Origin of the sequence: Streptomyces sp. Ru73 (assembly GCF_002920575.1) — a bacterium.
Lineage (GTDB): Bacteria > Actinomycetota > Actinomycetes > Streptomycetales > Streptomycetaceae > Streptomyces.
In genome coordinates, this window is record NZ_PQSQ01000082.1 from 20,726 (window position 1) to 36,662 (window position 15,937).

The 15,937-nt window shown below is 72.6% G+C and carries 12 protein-coding genes and 1 pseudogene; 5 read left to right on the top strand and 8 right to left on the bottom strand.

What is annotated here, in order from left to right; genetic code table 11:
* Positions 1-216 precede the first annotated feature (216 nt).
* A complete protein-coding gene (locus tag C3486_RS27880; protein WP_103835538.1) occupies positions 217-606 on the bottom strand; it encodes a cell division protein SepF in 390 nt (129 codons plus the stop codon).
* Between the two features lie 244 nt (positions 607-850).
* On the opposite strand from C3486_RS27880, the gene C3486_RS27885 reads away from it, so the two are divergent.
* The 4 genes and pseudogenes from C3486_RS27885 (at position 851) to C3486_RS27900 (ending at position 4,757) form a co-directional block, all read left to right on the top strand.
* Entirely contained in the window at positions 851-2,107 is a 1,257-nt protein-coding gene (locus tag C3486_RS27885) for an SLC13 family permease (protein WP_103835551.1), read from the top strand.
* 42 nt (positions 2,108-2,149) lie between these two features.
* A pseudogene (locus tag C3486_RS38835) lies at positions 2,150-2,380 on the top strand (hypothetical protein); the annotation flags it as partial.
* A gap of 131 nt (positions 2,381-2,511) precedes the next feature.
* On the top strand, positions 2,512-4,140 hold the full coding sequence (locus C3486_RS27895; RefSeq protein ID WP_103835540.1) for a M4 family metallopeptidase: 1,629 nt from the start codon (positions 2,512-2,514) through the stop codon (positions 4,138-4,140).
* 65 nt (positions 4,141-4,205) lie between these two features.
* The gene (locus C3486_RS27900) at positions 4,206-4,757 is read left to right on the top strand and encodes a hypothetical protein (protein WP_103835541.1); all 552 of its coding nucleotides are present in this window, start codon (positions 4,206-4,208) and stop codon (positions 4,755-4,757) included.
* A 29-nt stretch (positions 4,758-4,786) separates the two neighbouring features.
* Here C3486_RS27900 and C3486_RS27905 read toward each other — a convergent pair whose 3' ends face one another.
* The gene (locus C3486_RS27905) at positions 4,787-5,809 is read right to left on the bottom strand and encodes an AraC family transcriptional regulator (RefSeq protein ID WP_181138727.1); all 1,023 of its coding nucleotides are present in this window, start codon (positions 5,807-5,809) and stop codon (positions 4,787-4,789) included.
* A gap of 119 nt (positions 5,810-5,928) precedes the next feature.
* Here C3486_RS27905 and C3486_RS27910 point away from each other — a divergent pair, with 119 nt between their 5' ends.
* On the top strand, positions 5,929-6,768 hold the full coding sequence (locus tag C3486_RS27910) for an ANTAR domain-containing protein (protein ID WP_103835543.1): 840 nt from the start codon (positions 5,929-5,931) through the stop codon (positions 6,766-6,768).
* Here C3486_RS27910 and C3486_RS27915 read toward each other — a convergent pair.
* The 6 genes from C3486_RS27915 to C3486_RS27940 all read right to left on the bottom strand — a co-directional run.
* Positions 6,765-8,327: a GMC family oxidoreductase gene (locus C3486_RS27915; RefSeq protein ID WP_103835544.1), complete on the bottom strand. Its 1,563-nt coding sequence runs from the start codon at positions 8,325-8,327 to the stop codon at positions 6,765-6,767. The genes C3486_RS27910 and C3486_RS27915 overlap by 4 nt on opposite strands.
* Positions 8,317-9,915, bottom strand: coding sequence for an APC family permease (locus tag C3486_RS27920; RefSeq protein WP_103835545.1), 1,599 nt, complete (start codon positions 9,913-9,915; stop codon positions 8,317-8,319). The genes C3486_RS27915 and C3486_RS27920 overlap by 11 nt, the downstream gene beginning before the upstream one ends.
* An 18-nt stretch (positions 9,916-9,933) precedes the next feature.
* Complete coding sequence (locus tag C3486_RS27925; protein ID WP_103835546.1) at positions 9,934-11,406, bottom strand: aldehyde dehydrogenase family protein; 1,473 nt, start codon at positions 11,404-11,406, stop codon at positions 9,934-9,936.
* Positions 11,399-12,538 carry an aromatic ring-hydroxylating dioxygenase subunit alpha gene (locus C3486_RS27930; protein ID WP_103835547.1) on the bottom strand — a complete coding sequence of 380 codons (1,140 nt, stop codon included), beginning with the start codon at positions 12,536-12,538 and terminating at the stop codon, positions 11,399-11,401. Before C3486_RS27930 ends, C3486_RS27925 begins: the two co-directional genes overlap by 8 nt.
* 32 nt (positions 12,539-12,570) lie before the next feature.
* On the bottom strand, positions 12,571-15,027 hold the full coding sequence (locus tag C3486_RS27935) for an FAD-dependent oxidoreductase (protein ID WP_103835548.1): 2,457 nt from the start codon (positions 15,025-15,027) through the stop codon (positions 12,571-12,573).
* Positions 15,028-15,082: 55 nt separating this feature from the next.
* Positions 15,083-15,937 (bottom strand): S-(hydroxymethyl)mycothiol dehydrogenase (locus C3486_RS27940; protein WP_103835549.1); only part of this gene is annotated, 855 nt, incomplete at its 5' end.

Here is a 15,937-nt window from a genome sequence, read left to right on the forward strand (position 1 = left end):
GGAGAACCGTTACGCCGGAAAGCCCTTCCTACGAACGGGGGAACACCGCGCGGCGCCTACGGGCGCTGCGCCCGGCGCGGCGCCTCCGGTGACGCGCGCACGCCGAGTCCTCGCTCCCCGCCCCCACGCGTGCGCCCCTGTCCCCCGCTTCCGCGGCCCCGCGAGCCCTTCCACACGGCCCGTTCCGTCGTGCGCGTGCGGGCGCGTGCCGGTTGTTCAGTGGTGCGGTGCCGTGCCCGCGCGGGGTTCTTCGACCTCGGTGCCGACAGGCGCGAGCAGGAAGACGTTGGTGTCGACGCGGTGCATGCCGCTGCCGATGCCGAAGACCACGCCGCTGGAGAAGTCGAGGATGCGCTTGGCGACGTCCGTGTCGGCGCTGCTGAGGTCGAGCAGGACGGGCACTTGGGCCATGAGGTGTTCGGCGACCTCGCGGGCGTCCGCGAAGGTCTGCACGCGGATGACGATGAAGCGCCGGGATGCCTCGCCCGGCTCGTCGTCCGGGAGGGCGCGGTGGTCGGGCCACGAGGGCCACTCGCGGCCACCTCGCAGCGGGACGACCTCGGCGAGGCCCTCCCACTGTTCGTCGGTGGCGTCGGGGCGGGTCACCGGATCACCTCGCTCGCAAGGGCGCTGGGCAACTGCGATATCTGCATCGAGCAATTCTAGGGATATACATACAAACCTGACCGTGCGTGACACGCGTACGGCGTCATCCGCAGCCCCCATCCTGCACCATGACGCCTGGCCAGCGCATACTCTGCGACATTTGTCCGGCCTGCCGGCGACGTACGGTCGAGGCATACGGAACCGAGTGCGTGCCCGAGCGCGCGGCCCGTTGAAAGGAACCGCTCTGAACACCCCCCTCGCGGAAACGCTGTCCGCGGCCCTGCTCGTCGTCGTGCTCGTGTGCGCGGTGGTCCGGCCGTTCGGTCTGCCGGAGGCTGCCGTCGCGGTGCCGGCCGCCGGTGTCGTCATCGGGACCGGTGCGATCCCGCTGGATCATGTGCGGGAGGAGACCGCGCGGCTGGGGCCGGTGGTCGGCTTCCTCGCCGCGGTACTGGTGCTGGCCCGGCTCTGTGCCGACGAGGGACTGTTCGAGGCGTGCGGTGCCTGGATGGCGCGCGCGGCCGCGGGCCGGCCCCGGCGGCTGCTGGCCGCGGTCTTCGTGCTGGCCTCGGCGATCACGGCCGTACTGAGCCTGGATGCCACCGTGGTGCTGCTCACGCCGGTGGTCTTCGCGACCGCGGCCCGGCTGGGTGCGCGGGCGCGCCCGCACGTGTACGCGTGCGCGCATCTGTCGAACACCGCGTCGTTGCTGCTGCCGGTCTCCAATCTGACCAATCTGCTCGCGTTCGCGGCGAGCGGGCTGAGCTTCACCCGGTTCGCCGCGCTGATGGTGCTGCCGTGGCTGGTGGCGATCGGTACCGAATACGTGGTGTTCCGGCGCTGGTTCGCGGCCGACCTGGAGGCGGCGGTGCCGGCGGCGGGCGGTGCGGAGCCGCCGGACGTGCCGGTGTTCGCGGTGGTCACCGTGGCCTGCACGCTGGCCGGTTTCGTGGTCACCTCGGCGTTCGGCGTCGAGCCGGCGTGGGCGGCCGCGGCCGGTGCGCTGGTGCTGGCCGTCCGGACGCTGGCCCGGCGCCGGACGACCGTGCGGGCCCTGCTGGGTTCGCTGTCGCTGCCGTTCCTGGCCTTCGTGCTGGCGCTGGGCGTCGTGGTGCGCGCGGTGGTGGACAACGGGCTGGCCGGGGCGCTCGGCCGGCTGGTGCCGGACGGTACGTCGCTGCCGGCGCTGCTCGGTGTCGCGGCGCTGGCCGCGGTGCTGGCCAACGTGATCAACAACCTGCCGGCCGTACTGGTCCTGGTGCCGCTGGCCGCGCCGGCCGGCCTGGGGCCGGTACTGGCGGTCCTGCTGGGCGTCAACATCGGCCCGAATCTGACCTATGCGGGCTCCCTGGCAACACTCCTGTGGCGGCGCATCCTCCACGCCCACGACACGGACGTGGTCCTGAAGCAGTTCACCCGCCTCGGCCTGGTCACGGTACCCACCGCCCTGTCCCTCGCCGTGGTGGCCCTGTGGGGCTCACTGCGACTCCTCGGGAACTGAGCAAAAGCGGCCGGGCCGGTTGGCACCGCGGCGGCGCAGCGCGACGAGGAGAACGTCGAAGGCGGCCGCTGTGCCGGGGCGCCGGTGATCGGGGCGGAGGGGTGTGCGCATGCCGCCGTGGTGGTGCAGGTGCCCTCGGGGCGGCCGGCCGGTGTTCGGGGCGGTGAGCTCGCGCCGCGGCTCGTGGAGAGCGCGGAACAGGTGGCGCGGGTGGTGCCGTCGGAGCGGGCGGTGCGGGCGGTGCGGTACGCCGTGGAAGGCGACGAGGCGTAGGAGCGGTGCCGGGCATGTGCCGGTCCTGGCCGGGGTATGGACAGGCCGTTGTCATGGACGCTTAATGTGACTCGCCATCAGCGCGCCGGGCCCCACGGTACCGGGCGCTGCCCAGCCGCCCGAGGAGTCCGATGAGATCGAGACCGCACCTCGTCGCCAGCGTCATAGCCACGGCGGCGGCCGCTCTGGTCGCCGCCGTCCTCCCCTCGACCGCCACCGCCCGGCCGGCCCCCGACCGCGCCGACGCCGTCCGCAGCGCCGACTCCGCGCTCGCCGCGCACGCCACGCAGCTCGCCCTCACCGCCGCCCAGCGCACCTCCGTACGGGACGTCGTCATCGACCCCGACGGCAGCCGGCACGTCCGCTACGACCGGACCTTCGCCGGCCTTCCCGTGCTCGGCGGCGACCTGGTCGTCCACCTCTCCCCCGACGGGACGTACGAGGGCGCCTCCCGCGCCACCCGCAGCGACCTCGCCGTCCCCACCGTCAAGCCCGCCGTCAGCGCGGAGAAGGCCGCCGGACTGGGCACCTCCGCGCTCCGCGCCGCGCACCCCGGCACCGCGCTGCGCAAGGTCACCGCCAAGCCGCTGCTGGTCGTCGACGCGCTGCACGGGGCGCCGCAGCTGGCCTGGCGGACCACCGCCGCCGGACAGGACGCCAAGGGCAACCCCGAGGCGCACGTCGTGCTCACCAACGCCCGCACCGGCAAGCGGATCGACGCCTGGGACCGGCTGGAGACCGTGACCGGCGACGGCAAGTCGCTCTACAGCGGGACCGTGCCGCTGGAGACCACCAGCTCGGGCGGAACGTATCAGCTCAAGGACGCCACGCGCGGTGGCACGTACACCGGCGACGCGCAGAACAAGACCGACTCCTGCATCCTCAACATCTGCTGGGGCCGCGCCCCCGCCACCCTCTTCACCGACGCCGACAACCACTGGGGCAGCGGCACCACGGCCGACCGCTCCTCGGCCGCGGTGGACGCCCAGTACGGCACGGACACCACCTGGGACTACTACAAGAACGTGCACGGGCGGAACGGGATCGCCGGGGACGGCAAGGGCTCGTACAACCGCGTGCACTACGGCAACGGCTACAACAACGCGTTCTGGGACGACAGCTGCTTCTGCATGACGTACGGCGACGGCGACGGCAAGGTCTTCGGGCCGCTGGTCGCGCTGGACGTGGCCGGGCACGAGATGTCGCACGGCGTCACCTCCGCGACCGCGAACCTCACCTACAGCGGGGAGTCCGGCGGGCTGAACGAGGCGACGTCCGACATCTTCGGGACGCTGGTGGAGTTCTACGCGAAGAACGCGAACGACCCCGGTGACTACCTCATCGGCGAGAAGATCGTCCGGCCGGACTTCGGGCAGGCCGCGCTGCGCTACATGGACAAGCCGTCCAAGGACGGCAAGTCACCGGACTGCTGGAACTCCTCGGTGAAGAACCTCGACGTGCACTACTCGTCCGGCATCGCCAACCACTTCGCCTACCTGCTCGCCGAGGGCAGCGGCAAGAAGGAGATCGGCGGCGTCACCCATGACTCCCCGACCTGCAACGGCACGACGGTGCAGGGCATCGGCAAGGACAAGCTCGGCAAGATCTGGTACCGCGCGCTCACGGTCTACATGACCTCCGGCACCAATTACGCCGCGGCGCGCACCGCCACGCTCAACGCGGCGAAGGACCTGTACGGCGCGGACAGCGCCGAGCAGAAGGCCGTGGCCGCCGCCTGGTCGGCGGTCTCCGTCGGCTGACCGCACGCTCCGCAGATCCCTGCCGGCCGGGCGGCCGCTCCGCCCGGCCGGTACGGTTGCCGACCATGTCCGAGAGCACCCTGTGGACCCTGTCGATCGCCGCGGTCACCGGCGGCACCGCCGTCCTCGCCAGCTGGGTCACCAGCCGCGGCAGCACCCGCGCGGCCCGCATCCAGGCCGAGACCGCGGCCGAGACCCAGCGCCGCGAACGCCTCCGCGAGAGCCGCCGCACGGCCTACCTCGAACTGATCGAGCAGGCGCACCGCATGGGCGAGCTGTTCTGGGAGGTGTCGGACGTGCTGCGGCAGCCGGCCGCCGACGCGGACACGGCGGCGCTGCAGCGGCTGAGTGAGCGTCAGACGGCCGAGTACGCCACGCTCCGCCGGTGCGTGCGGGTGGTGGAGCTGGAGGGGCCGCGGCCGGCCGCCGAGGCGGCGCTGGTCGTCCAGAAGTCCACCCGCGCATTCCACGCCGCGATCCAGCAGGCTCTGCACGCCGGTGCCGACCCGGACGACTGGGAAGCCGCCGAGCAGCGGTTCGACGCCGCCTACTCGCCCTTCTGGAGGGCGCTGGAAGCCTTCGTGGACACCGCGCGCGAGGCCCACCAGGGTCCCTGAATCCGACATCGGGCCCGGCCGGGCCGCCGTCAGCCGCGGTGCGCCTGCGAGGGGAGCCTGCCGTACCGCGACTGGTAGGCGGCGGCGAAGCGGCCCAGGTGCGTGAAGCCCCAGCGGCCCGCGACCTCGGTGACCGAGACGGCCGGGCCGAACCGGACCAGGTCGGCGTGGGCGCGCTCCAGCCGCAGCCGCCGCAGGTACGCCATCGGCGTCGTCTCCAGGTGCTGCTTGAAGCCGGCCTGCAGGGAGCGCGGCCCCACCCCGGCGAGGCGGGCCAGCTCCCGCACGGTGAACGGGTGCGCCGGATCGGCCTGCATCGCGTCCACGGCCCGCTTGACCGGGCGCGGGCAGGTACGCGTGGCCGGGTCGGCCAGCTCCTCGCGGTACTGGTGCGGCGTGGCGTACAGCATCGCGGTGAGCAGCGAGTCGGCGAAGCTCGCGGCCACCGGCGGGTGGTCCAGCAGGCCGGAGGGCTCGGCCAGTTCGCCGGCGACGGTCCGGGCCAGCGCGGCCAGGGTGCGCCCCCGGCCGTTGAGCAGGTCCAGCCCGCCGGGGAAGTGCAGCGGCCGTACGGGATGTTCGAGGAATTCCTCCAGGGCAGCCTCCACCGCATGCCGGTCGAAGCTGAGGGCCAGCACCTCGGCCTCGGCGTCCAGCTCGCCGGCGAGCGCGCCGGTCGGCTCGAAGACCGGGACCCGGCCCTCGGCGGCCGTCGCCCGGAACACCTCGCCCCGGTGCGACTGCACCGCCTGCCCGCCGACCGGGACGTTGACGTGGTAGGCGACGCCCAGGCCCTCGCTCCTGCTGAGCACGTCGGTGCCGTAGGCGACGCTGGCGACGGTCACCGGGCCGAGGCGCACGGCGCTCGTGGTGAAGTCGAAGTCCTCCGGCGCCACGAGCGGGTCCAGCATCACGGGGTAGGACAGCGCGTCGGCGATCCAGGCGCGGGCCCGTTCGACGTCCGTCGTGCGGAACGGCGGCGTACGGCCCGCCGTCACCGTCCCGCCGCCCGCCGTCGTCCGCAGCGTCCCGCTGCCGCGTTCCCCCGTCATTCCGCTCCCGTTCTCCGTGCGTTCGTCCTCAGCGCGCGGTGAGCAGCCGACTGCGCTTCGTGTACACATGCTACGCAAAGTGGATATCGGCGGGTCCCCCTCGGGCATTGACTGTCCGGATGGAGGCTTTCCCCGCCCCGCGTCTCCCCGCGGACGCGGCAGATCCGGCCGGGCCGATCCGCCCTGTCGCCGCCCTCGCACCGTGCGAGCAGGAGCGGCTGCTGACCCGTGCGCTGCTGGACCTCGCCTCTTCCGCCGGCCGGGAGCCCGCCCGCCATGCCACGTGCCTGATCGAGTACGTGACCCTGCTGGGCGGCCGGCCCGCGCCGGAGGCCGTGGCCGTGCTGGCCGGCCGGCCGCCCGTCACCGCCTCCTCGGGACGGCGGGCCGAGGCGCTGCGGGAGCTGGAGGACCGGCTCGGTGAGGGCCCGGCGCGGGACTGCCTGTCCGGCGGCCCGGCGTACGAGACGGCGCTCACGGGCCAGGGGGCGGCGCGCTGGCCGCGGTTCGCCGCGCGGGCACGGGAGCTGGGGGTGCGCCGGATCACGGCGCTGCCGCTGACGGCTGCGGGGCCCGAGGACGCGCCCGCCTCCCCCGGTACCGCGGCGGACACCGGGCCCGTGCCCGCCCTGGGGGTCCTGGTGCTGTACCACGACACGGCCGCCGGGCAGCCGGCGGAGCGGGCTGCGGCGCTGCGGGCGCTGGCCGAGGCCGCCGCGCTGCACCTGCGGCACCGGCGGGTGTGCGAGCAGGCCGGGCAGCTGGAGCGGGCGCTGCGGAGCCGGGTCGTCATCGAGCAGGCCAAGGGGATGCTCGCGGAGCGTTTCGGGGTGCCGGCGGACGCGGCGTTCGCGGAGCTGCGCCGGTACGCGCGAGCGCACCAGCGCAGCCTCCACGACCTGGCGCGCTCGGTCGTCGAGGGCGCGCCGCCCGCCCCGTTCCGCAGGGAGGGGAGTTAGCGGGCGTCCTCCTTCAGCAGGTCGGCGCACTTCTCGCCGATCATCATGGTGGTGATGCACGGGTTGACGGTGACCAGGTCCGGCATGACCGAGCCGTCCGCGACCCGCAGCCCCTGGATGCCCTTGACGCGGAGCCGGGCGTCCAGCGGTGCCATGGCGTCGTCGTCGGCGCCCATCTTCACCGTGCAGGCCGGGTGGTAGACGGTGTTGTGGGTCTTGGTGAGGTAGTCCAGCAGCTCCTCGTCGGTGCGGGCGTCCGGGCCGGGGGCCAGTTCGGCGCCCGCCCAGTCCGCGAGCGCCGGCTGGGCGGCGATCTCGCGGGCGAGCCGCAGGCCGTGGGTCATCACCCGTACGTCGTGCTCGTGGGTGAAGTAGCGCGGGTCGACCTTGGGCTTGTCGCGGAAGTCGCGGGTGCGCAGCCGGACGGTGCCGCGGGAGCGGGCGCGGGTGACGTTCGGGGTGAGGCAGAAGGCGTTCTCGGACGTGGGGTAGCCGTACCGGGCGGTGTTCATGTCGAAGGGCACGGAGCCGTAGTGGAACATCAGGTCGGGGCGGTCCAGGCCCGGTTCGGTGTCGGCGAAGATGCCGATCTCCCACCACTGGTTGGAGCTGGTCACCATGGGCTGCTTCGCCTCCCACATGATGACGCCCTCGGGGTGGTCCTGGAGGTTCTCGCCGACGCCCGGGGAGTTGACGACGACGTCCACGCCGGTGTCGCGGAGGTGTGCCGCGGGCCCGATGCCGGAGAGCATCAGCAGCTTGGGGGTGTCGATGGCGCCGCAGGAGACGACGACCTCGCGGCGGGCCCGGACGGTGCGGGTGTGGATGAGGTCGGGGTCGAGGTAGTCGACGCCGTCGCAGCGGCGGTTGGCGTCGATGAGCAGCCGCTTGGCGCGGACGCCGGTACGGACCTCCAGGTTGGGGCGCTTCCCGAGGACGGGGTGGAGGTAGGCGACGGACGAGGACTGGCGGATGTTGTTCTCGTCGGAGTTGATCTGGAACCAGTTGGCGCCGCGGATCACGGTCTGGCCCGTGTTGAACGGGGTGGTGGGGATGCCCTGCTGGGCGCAGGCTTCCAGGAGGGCGCTGCCGCAGGGGTCGGCGGGCTTGATCGTGCGGAGGGTGACGGGTCCGGTGCGGCCGTGGTGGTCGCCGGGCGCGTCGTTGGACTCCAGCCGCCGGTAGAGCGGGAAGGTGTCGGCGGCGCCCCAGCCGGTACAGCCGCTGGCCGCCCAGTCGTCCAGGTCCTCGGCGGGGGCCCAGAAGGCGATACAGGAGTTGTGGGAGGAACAGCCGCCGAGGACGCGGGCTCTGGCGTGCCGCATGAAGCTGTTGCCGTTCTCCTGCGGCTCGACCGGGTAGTCCCAGTCGTATCCGGACTCCAGCAGGCCCATCCAGCGTTCCAGGCGCAGCACGTCGTCGTCGCCGACGTCGGAGGGGCCGGCCTCCAGGAGGCAGACGGTGACGGAGGGGTCCTCGCCGAGCCGGGCGGCGACGACGTTGCCGGCCGTGCCGCCGCCGACGATGACGTAGTCGAACTCTTCGGCCTCACTGGGCATGGGTGGGCGTCCTCTCCTGTGTGTCGGTTCCGGGCTTCTGCTGGGCGGCGTGTTCGGCGAGCACGCCCGTGCGGTGGCGCTGGACGAACCAGTAGTAAGCGAAGCCGCCCAGGGCGACGGCGCCGACGAAGAGGACGGCGCCCCAGCGCAGGTACCAGTGGTGCGGCGGGGTGGCGTTGTAGACGGCCTCGCGGGGCCAGGCCAGGTTGATGATCATGCCGACGCCCCAGAGGACGGCGAGGACGTTGACCGGCAGGCCCCAGCGGCCGAGCGAGAAGCGGCCGGGGGCCGGCTGCCAGCGGCCGCGCAGCCGGGCGAGCAGCATGGGCGTGGTGACCAGCAGGTAGGCGCCGTAGATCATGATGATGCCGATGCTGGTGACGACGGAGAAGATCTGCGGCTGGCGGATGTTGAGCAGCAGCACGCCGAGGGAGAGCACGCCGACGATCACCGCGGGCAGGACGGGCGTCTGGAAGCGGGGGCTGACCCGGGCGAGCAGCGAGGCGGCGGGCAGGTTGTTGTCCCGCGACATGGCGAACGCGAGCCGGATGGCGGCGGTGTGCACGGCGAGCGCGCAGACCGTGACGGCGATCAGGACGCACCACAGCATCGCCTTGCCGACGGTGTCGCCGAGCACGTCGAGGACGACGTACTGCAGCCCGTCGGTGGCCAGCCCCTGGCCGTCCAGGCTGCGCACGCTCATCAGCGCGAGCAGCAGGATCAGCCCGCCGAGGACGAAGGAGGCGAGCAGGGCCCGGAGGATGGCGCGGGGCGCGTTGCGGGAGGGGTCCAGGGACTCCTCGCCGAGGGAGGCCGCGGTGTCGAAGCCGTACATCACGTAGGCGGAGGCCAGTGAGGCGGTGAGGAAGGCACCGAGGTACCCGAAGCTCTGGCTGGAGCCGGTGTGGTGGGTCTGCAGGACGACGTCCGGTCCGCGCACCACGTGCACGGCGAACAGCACGATCAGCACGACCGTGGCGATCAGCTCGATGAAGACGCCCGCGGTGTTGATGCGGGCCATCAGCTTCACGCCGAAGGCGTTGACGAGCGTGGTGAAGAGGATGAGGACGCCGGCGAGCAGGACGCCGTTGGTGGCGGTGTCGTACCGGCCGCTGCCGTCGCCGACGATCTGGAAGGCGCTGGAGATCTGCGGCAGCGTGAGCTGGTACGCCAGTGCCACGGCGGAGAGCGAGACGATCGAGGCGACCAGCATCATCCAGCCGGCGAGCCAGCCGATGTGCGGATTGCCGAGCCGTTTCGCCCAGTTGTAGACCGAGCCCGCGACGGGGTGGCGGGCTGCCAGTTCGGCGAAGGACAGCGCGATCATCAGCTGGCCGGCGAAGACCATCGGCCAGGACCACCAGTAGGCGGGCCCGCCGTGGCCGAAGCCGAAGTAGAAGAGCTGGAAGGTGCCGGTGAGGATGGAGATGTAGCTGATACCGGCGGCGAAGGTGTGGAAGTTGCCGAGGGTGCGCTTGAGTTCGGGGCGGTACCCGAACTCCGCGAGGCTCTCGTCGTCCTCGGCCTGGCCGGTGTGCTGTGCTGGTCCTACATGCTGCGTGGGGCTTTCTTCTCGGGGGGCCGTCAAGAACTTCTCCTCAGTCGTTCAGTCGAACCAGTGGAGCGCCTTCGGGGTGGTGTTCCTCCAGACGTGCTTGTGCTCGCGGTACTCGGCGAGGCCGCTCGGGCCGAGTTCGCGGCCGGTGCCGGACTGCTTGAAGCCGCCCCATTCCGCCTGCGGCAGGTAGGGGTGGAAGTCGTTGATCCATACGGTGCCGAGCCGCAGCCGGGCCGCGACCCGGTCGGCGCGCGCGGGGTCGGTGGTCCACACGGCGCCGGCCAGCCCGTAGACGGTGTCGTTGGCGAGCCGTACCGCCTCGTCCTCGCCGGTGAAGCGCTCGACGGTGAGGACCGGGCCGAAGGACTCCTCACGGACCACCGACATGCCGGCGGTGCACCCGTCGAGGACGGTCGGCAGGTAGTAGTGGCCGTCCGCGAGGGCCGGGTCGTCGGGGCGGGCGCCGCCGCAGCGCAGGACGGCGCCCTCGGCGAGCCCGGCGGCGACGTACGCCTCGACCTTCTCCCGGTGCGCCGCGGAGATCAGCGGTCCGGTACGGGCCTCCGGGTCGAAGGGCCCGCCGAGGCGGATCTCCCGCGCCCGGCGGACCACCTCGTCGACGAACCGGTCGTGCAGGGAGTCCTCGACCAGCAGCCGGGCTCCTGCCGAGCAGACCTGCCCGGAGTGCAGGAAGACGGCGGTCAGTGCGTAGTCCACGGCGGTGTCGAAGTCGGCGTCGGCGAAGACGATGTTGGGGTTCTTGCCGCCGAGTTCCAGCGCGACCCGCTTGACGGTGGCGGAGGCCGCTGCCATGATCCGCCGCCCGGTGGCCAGGCCGCCGGTGAAGGAGACCAGGTCCACGTCCGGGTGGTCGGTGAGCGGCGCCCCCGTCTCCGGGCCCGTACCGAGGACGAGGTTGGCCACGCCGTCGGGCAGCCCGGCCTCGGCGAGCAGCTTCATCAGGTGGACCGCGGTGTGCGGGGTGAGTTCGCTGGGCTTGAGGACGAAGGTGTTGCCGGCGGCAAGGGCCGGGGCGACCTTCCAGGCGGTCTGCAGCAGCGGGTAGTTCCACGGGGTGATCAGCGCGCAGACGCCCACCGGCTCGTGGACGACCCGGCTCTCGACGGTGGCGCTGCCCGCGTCGACGGTCCGGCCGCCGTCCCCCTCCTCGATGACCAGCTCGCCGAAGTAGCGGAAGCAGGCCGCGATGTCGTCGATGTCGATCTCGCTCTCCACCAGGCGTTTGCCGGTGTCCAGCGATTCGGCGCGGGCCAGTGCCTGCTTGTCGCGCTCCAGGAGGGCCGCGACCCGCAGCAGCTTGGCGCCGCGCTGGGCCGCGGTGGTGCGCGGCCAGGGGCCGGTGTCGAAGGCGCGCCGGGCGGCGGCCACCGCCCGGCGCGCGTCCTCGGGGCCGCCCTCGTCGACCACGGCGACGAGGGTGCCGTCGGCGGGGCAGCGGATCTCGCGGGTGGCCCCGCCGGCCGACGCCTGCCACCGGCCGTCGATGAACAGGTCAGGCACGCTTCTCCTCCAGCTGCTCGGTGACCCACTGGTGGAAGGCGCCGATGTGGTGCTCGCTGGGCACCAGGACGCCGCCGTCGCGGTAGCCACGGGAATCCATCGCCGGCTGGGTCCGCTCGCAGGCGTCGAAGTCCTGCTGGTTGACGCGGTGGAACAGCTCGACGGACGTGGAGAGGTCGGCGCCGGACTCGACGACCTCGGGGAGGTAGAGCCAGTCGCACTCCACGACGGTGCGGTCGGCGGACATCGGGAACATCCGGTGGACGATCACGTGGTCGGGCACGAGGTTGACGAAGACCTGCGGCCGGACGGTGATCGCGTAGTACCGGCGGTCCTGGTCCTCGGCGATCTCCGGGAGCCGGCCGAAGCCGCCCTTGCCGTCGACCGTGAAGCCCTCGGCCTCCGGCGCGAACTCCGCGCCGTGCCCGACGTAGTACTGCGCGGCGAACCCGTCGGCGAACTCCGGTAGTACGTCGGTGAGTTCGGGGTGGATCGTGGCGCAGTGGTAGCACTCCATGAAGTTCTCGATGATGAGCTTCCAGTTGGCCGCCACGTCGTAGGTGATGCGCTTGCCCAGGGCCAGGCCCTCGGTGCGGTACCGCTCGATGGAGGCGGCGTCGCCGAGCCGTTCGACGGCCGCGCCGATCACCGTGTCCTCGAAGGACGGCGGCTCGTCGGCCAGGCAGACCCAGGCGTAGCCGAGCCATTCCCGCAGCGGGACGGTGATCAGGCCGCGCTCGGTACGGTCGACGTCCGGCATCGACGTCAGGTTGGGCGCGGCGATGAGCTTGCCGTCGAAGTCGTAGGTCCAGGCGTGGTACGGGCACTGGAGGTTGCGGCGGTTCTCCCCGGACTCCTCGGTGCACAGGCGGGCGCCGCGGTGCCGGCAGATGTTCAGGAAGGCCCGCAGTTCACCCTTGCGGTTGCGGGTGATCAGGACGTTCTCCCGGCCGACCTGCACGGTGCGGAAGGCGCCGGGCTTGTCCAGGTCGGCGCTGCGCACGGCGCAGAACCACAGCCGCTCGAAGATCTTCTCCTGCTCCTGGCGGAAGACCTCGGGATCGGTGTACGAGCTGCCGGGCAGGGTGGTGATCAGGCTGCTGGTGGGCGCGAGTTCGGGCGTGGTGGTCATGTCGGACTCCTCAAGCGGCTCGGGTCGGTCCCCTACTTGCGGATGCGGGTCATGCGCGGGTCGAACAGCGGCTCCTCGGTGACGGTCGCGGAGACCTTCTCGCCGAAGTACTCCACGTGCACGGCGGTGCCGGGGACGGCGGCCGCGGCCGGCAGCCAGGCGTACGCGACGCAGCGGCCGACGGTGTAGCCGTAGGAGGCGGAGGTGACGTACCCGGCGGGCACGCCGTCCACGTGAACCGGCTCCTTGCCGAGGACGACGGCCGCGGGATCGTCGAGCGTGAGGCAGGTGAGCTTGCGGCGGGCGGTGTCCGCGCTGCGGCCCTCCAGCGCGGCCCGGCCGATGAACTCGCCCTTGGCCGGGCGGACGGCGAAGCCGACCCCCGCCTCGTAGGGGTCGTGCTCGGTGGTCATGTCGTGACCCCAGGAGCGGTAGCCCTTCTCCAGCCGGAGGCTGTTGAAGGCGGACCGCCCGGCGGCGATCACGCCGTGCTCCTGCCCGGCCTCCCACAGCGTGTCCCACAGGCGCAGGCCCAGGTCGGCGGTGGTGTACAGCTCCCAGCCCAGCTCGCCGACGTAGGACAGCCGCATGGCCGTGACCGGGACGTGCCCGAGGTAGGTGCGCCTGGCCTTGAAGTAGCCGAACGCCTCGTGGGAGAAGTCGTCGCGGGTGAGCGGCTGGACCAGGTCGCGGGCGAGCGGGCCCCAGACGCCGATGCAGCAGGTACCGGAGGTGATGTCCTGGATGTGGACTCCCTCGGGGGCGTGCCGCAGCAGCCAGTCCAGGTCCGCGCCGCTGTTGGCGCCGATCTGGAAGCGGTCGGGCGCGAGCCGGGCGACGGTGAGGTCGGAGCGGATGCCGCCCGCCTCGTCCAGCATCAGGGTGTAGGTGACGGCGCCGGGCTTCTTGTCCAGCTGGTTGGTGGTCATCCGCTGGAGGAAGGCGAGCGCGCCGGGCCCGGTGACCTCCAGCCGGCGCAGGGGCGTCATGTCGTACAGCGCGACCTTCTCGCGGGTGGCCTTCGCCTCGGCGGCGGCGATCGGCGACCAGTACCGCGCCGACCAGGCGTCCCGTTCGGGCAGGTCGAGGCCCTCGGCGAGCGGCGCGTTGGCCTCGTACCAGTGCGGGCGCTCCCAGCCGCCGCCCTCCAGGAAGTACGCACCCAGCTCCTGCTGGCGGGCGTGGAAGGGGCTGACCCGCAGCGGGCGGGGCTGCTCCATGGGCTGGAGGGGGTGGATGACGTCGTAGACCTCGACGAAGTTCTGGGCGCCGCGGTCCTCGATGTACGCGGGTGAGCGCTGGGCCTCCTCGAAGCGGTACAGGTCGCACTCGTGGACGTCGGTGGAGGGCCGGCCGTCGGTCATCCACTCGGCGACGGCCTTGGCGACGCCGGCGGAGTGGGTGACCCAGACCGCCTCGGCGAGCCAGAATCCGCTCAGGTCACGGGATTCGCCGAGGACGGGCATGCCGTCGGGGGTGAAGGAGAAGACGCCGTTGAAGCCCTCCTCGACGCGGGACGCGCCGAGCGCGGGGAGCAGGCCGACGCTGTCCTCCCAGCTCGGCGCGAAGTCCTCCGCGGTGAAGGGCAGCGAGGACGGCATGACCGGCGCGTCGTCGAAGGCGGGCACGGTGAAGGGGTCGACGGGCATCGGGCGGTGGGCGTAGGAGCCGATGCCGATGCGGTCGGTGTGCTCGCGGTAGTACAGGTCGCGGTCCTGGAAGCGCAGGATCGGCTTGCTCGCCTCGGTACGCGGGTCGTTGACGCCGTCGAGCTCGGGGAGCGGCGCGGTCTTGGCGTACTGGTGCGCCAGCGGCAGCAGCGGTACGTCGACGCCGGCCATTTTGCCGATCACCGGGCCCCAGAAGCCGGCGGCGGAGACGACGTGGTCGGCGGGGAAGGTGCCGCGGTCGGTGATGACGCCGGTGACCCGGCCGTTCTCCCGCTCGATGCCGGTGACGGTGTGCCGTTCCAGGAAGCGGGCGCCGCGGGCTTCGGCGCGGGTGATCTGGGCGCGGCAGGCGAGGAGGGCGCGGGCCAGGCCGTCGTCGGGGGTGTACAGGCCGCCGAGGACCCGGCTCTCGTCGAGCATCGGCCAGTGCTTCTTGCACTCGGCCGGGGTGATCAGTTCGGCGCGTACGCCCCAGGAGGCGGCGAGTCCGGCCTTGCGGTGCAGGTCGGCCCAGCGCTCGGGGGTGGTGGCCAGCTCCAGCCCGCCCAGCGGGTTGAAGCAGGAAAGGCCGTCGACCTCCAGGGAGTTGAACTTCTTCACCGTGTACGCGGCGAACTCGGTCATGGTCTTGGACGGGCCGGTCTGGAAGACCAGTCCGGGGGCGTGCGAGGTGGAGCCGCCGGGAGCCGGGAGCGGGCCCTGTTCGAGGACGGTGACGTCGCGCCAGCCGCGTGCGGTGAGCTCGTCGGCGAGCGAGCAGCCGACGATGCCGGCGCCGATCACGACCACACGGGCGTGGGTGGCGGGTGTGCGGGACATGCGCCCCTCCTTCGGGGTCGGGCAGGACGTACGCGGGCCGGGTGCGGGCCGGCTCTCAGAGGACGACGACGGAGCGGAGGACGCGGCCGGCGCGCATGGTGTCGAAGGCGGACTCCACCTCTTCGAGGGAGATCCGCTCGGTGATGAATCCCTCGAGGTCCAGGCGGCCGCTGAGGTAGCGGTCGATGAGCACGGGGAAGTCCCGGCTGGGCAGGCAGTCGCCGTACCAGGACGACTTCAGGGCGCCGCCGCGCGAGAAGACCTCGATGAGCGGCAGTTCCAGCTTGACGTCCGGCTCGGGCACGCCGACCAGGACCAGCGTTCCGGCCAGGTCGCGCATCTCGAACCCTTGGCGGTAGGTCTCGGGGCGGCCGACCGCGTCGATGACGACGTCGGCGCCGTGGCCGCCGGTGAGCTGGCGGACCGCCTCGACCGGGTCCGTGCCGCGGGAGTTGACCGTGTGGGTGGCGCCGAAGCGGAGGGCGCCGTCCAGCTTGCGGTCGTCGATGTCCACCGCGATGACCCGGCGGGCACCCGCGAGGGAGGCGCCGGCCACCGCCGCGTTGCCCACTCCCCCGCAGCCGATCACGGCGACGGTGTCCCCGCTGCCGACGCCTCCGGTGTGCACGGCCGCGCCGTATCCGGCCATCACGCCGCAGCCGATCAGCCCGGCGGCCTCGGGGCGCGCCGCCGCGTCGACCTTGACCGCCTGCCCGGCCGCGACCAGCGTCTTCTCGGCGAACGCGCCGATGCCCAGGGCCGGGGTCAGCGGTGTGCCGTCGAGCAGGGTCATCGGCTGGGCCGCGTTGCGCGAGTCGAAGCAGTACCAGGGGCGGCCGCGGCGGCAGGAGCGGCAGGCGCCGCAGGGGGCGCGCCAGGCGAGCACCACGTAGTCGCCGGGGACGAGGTC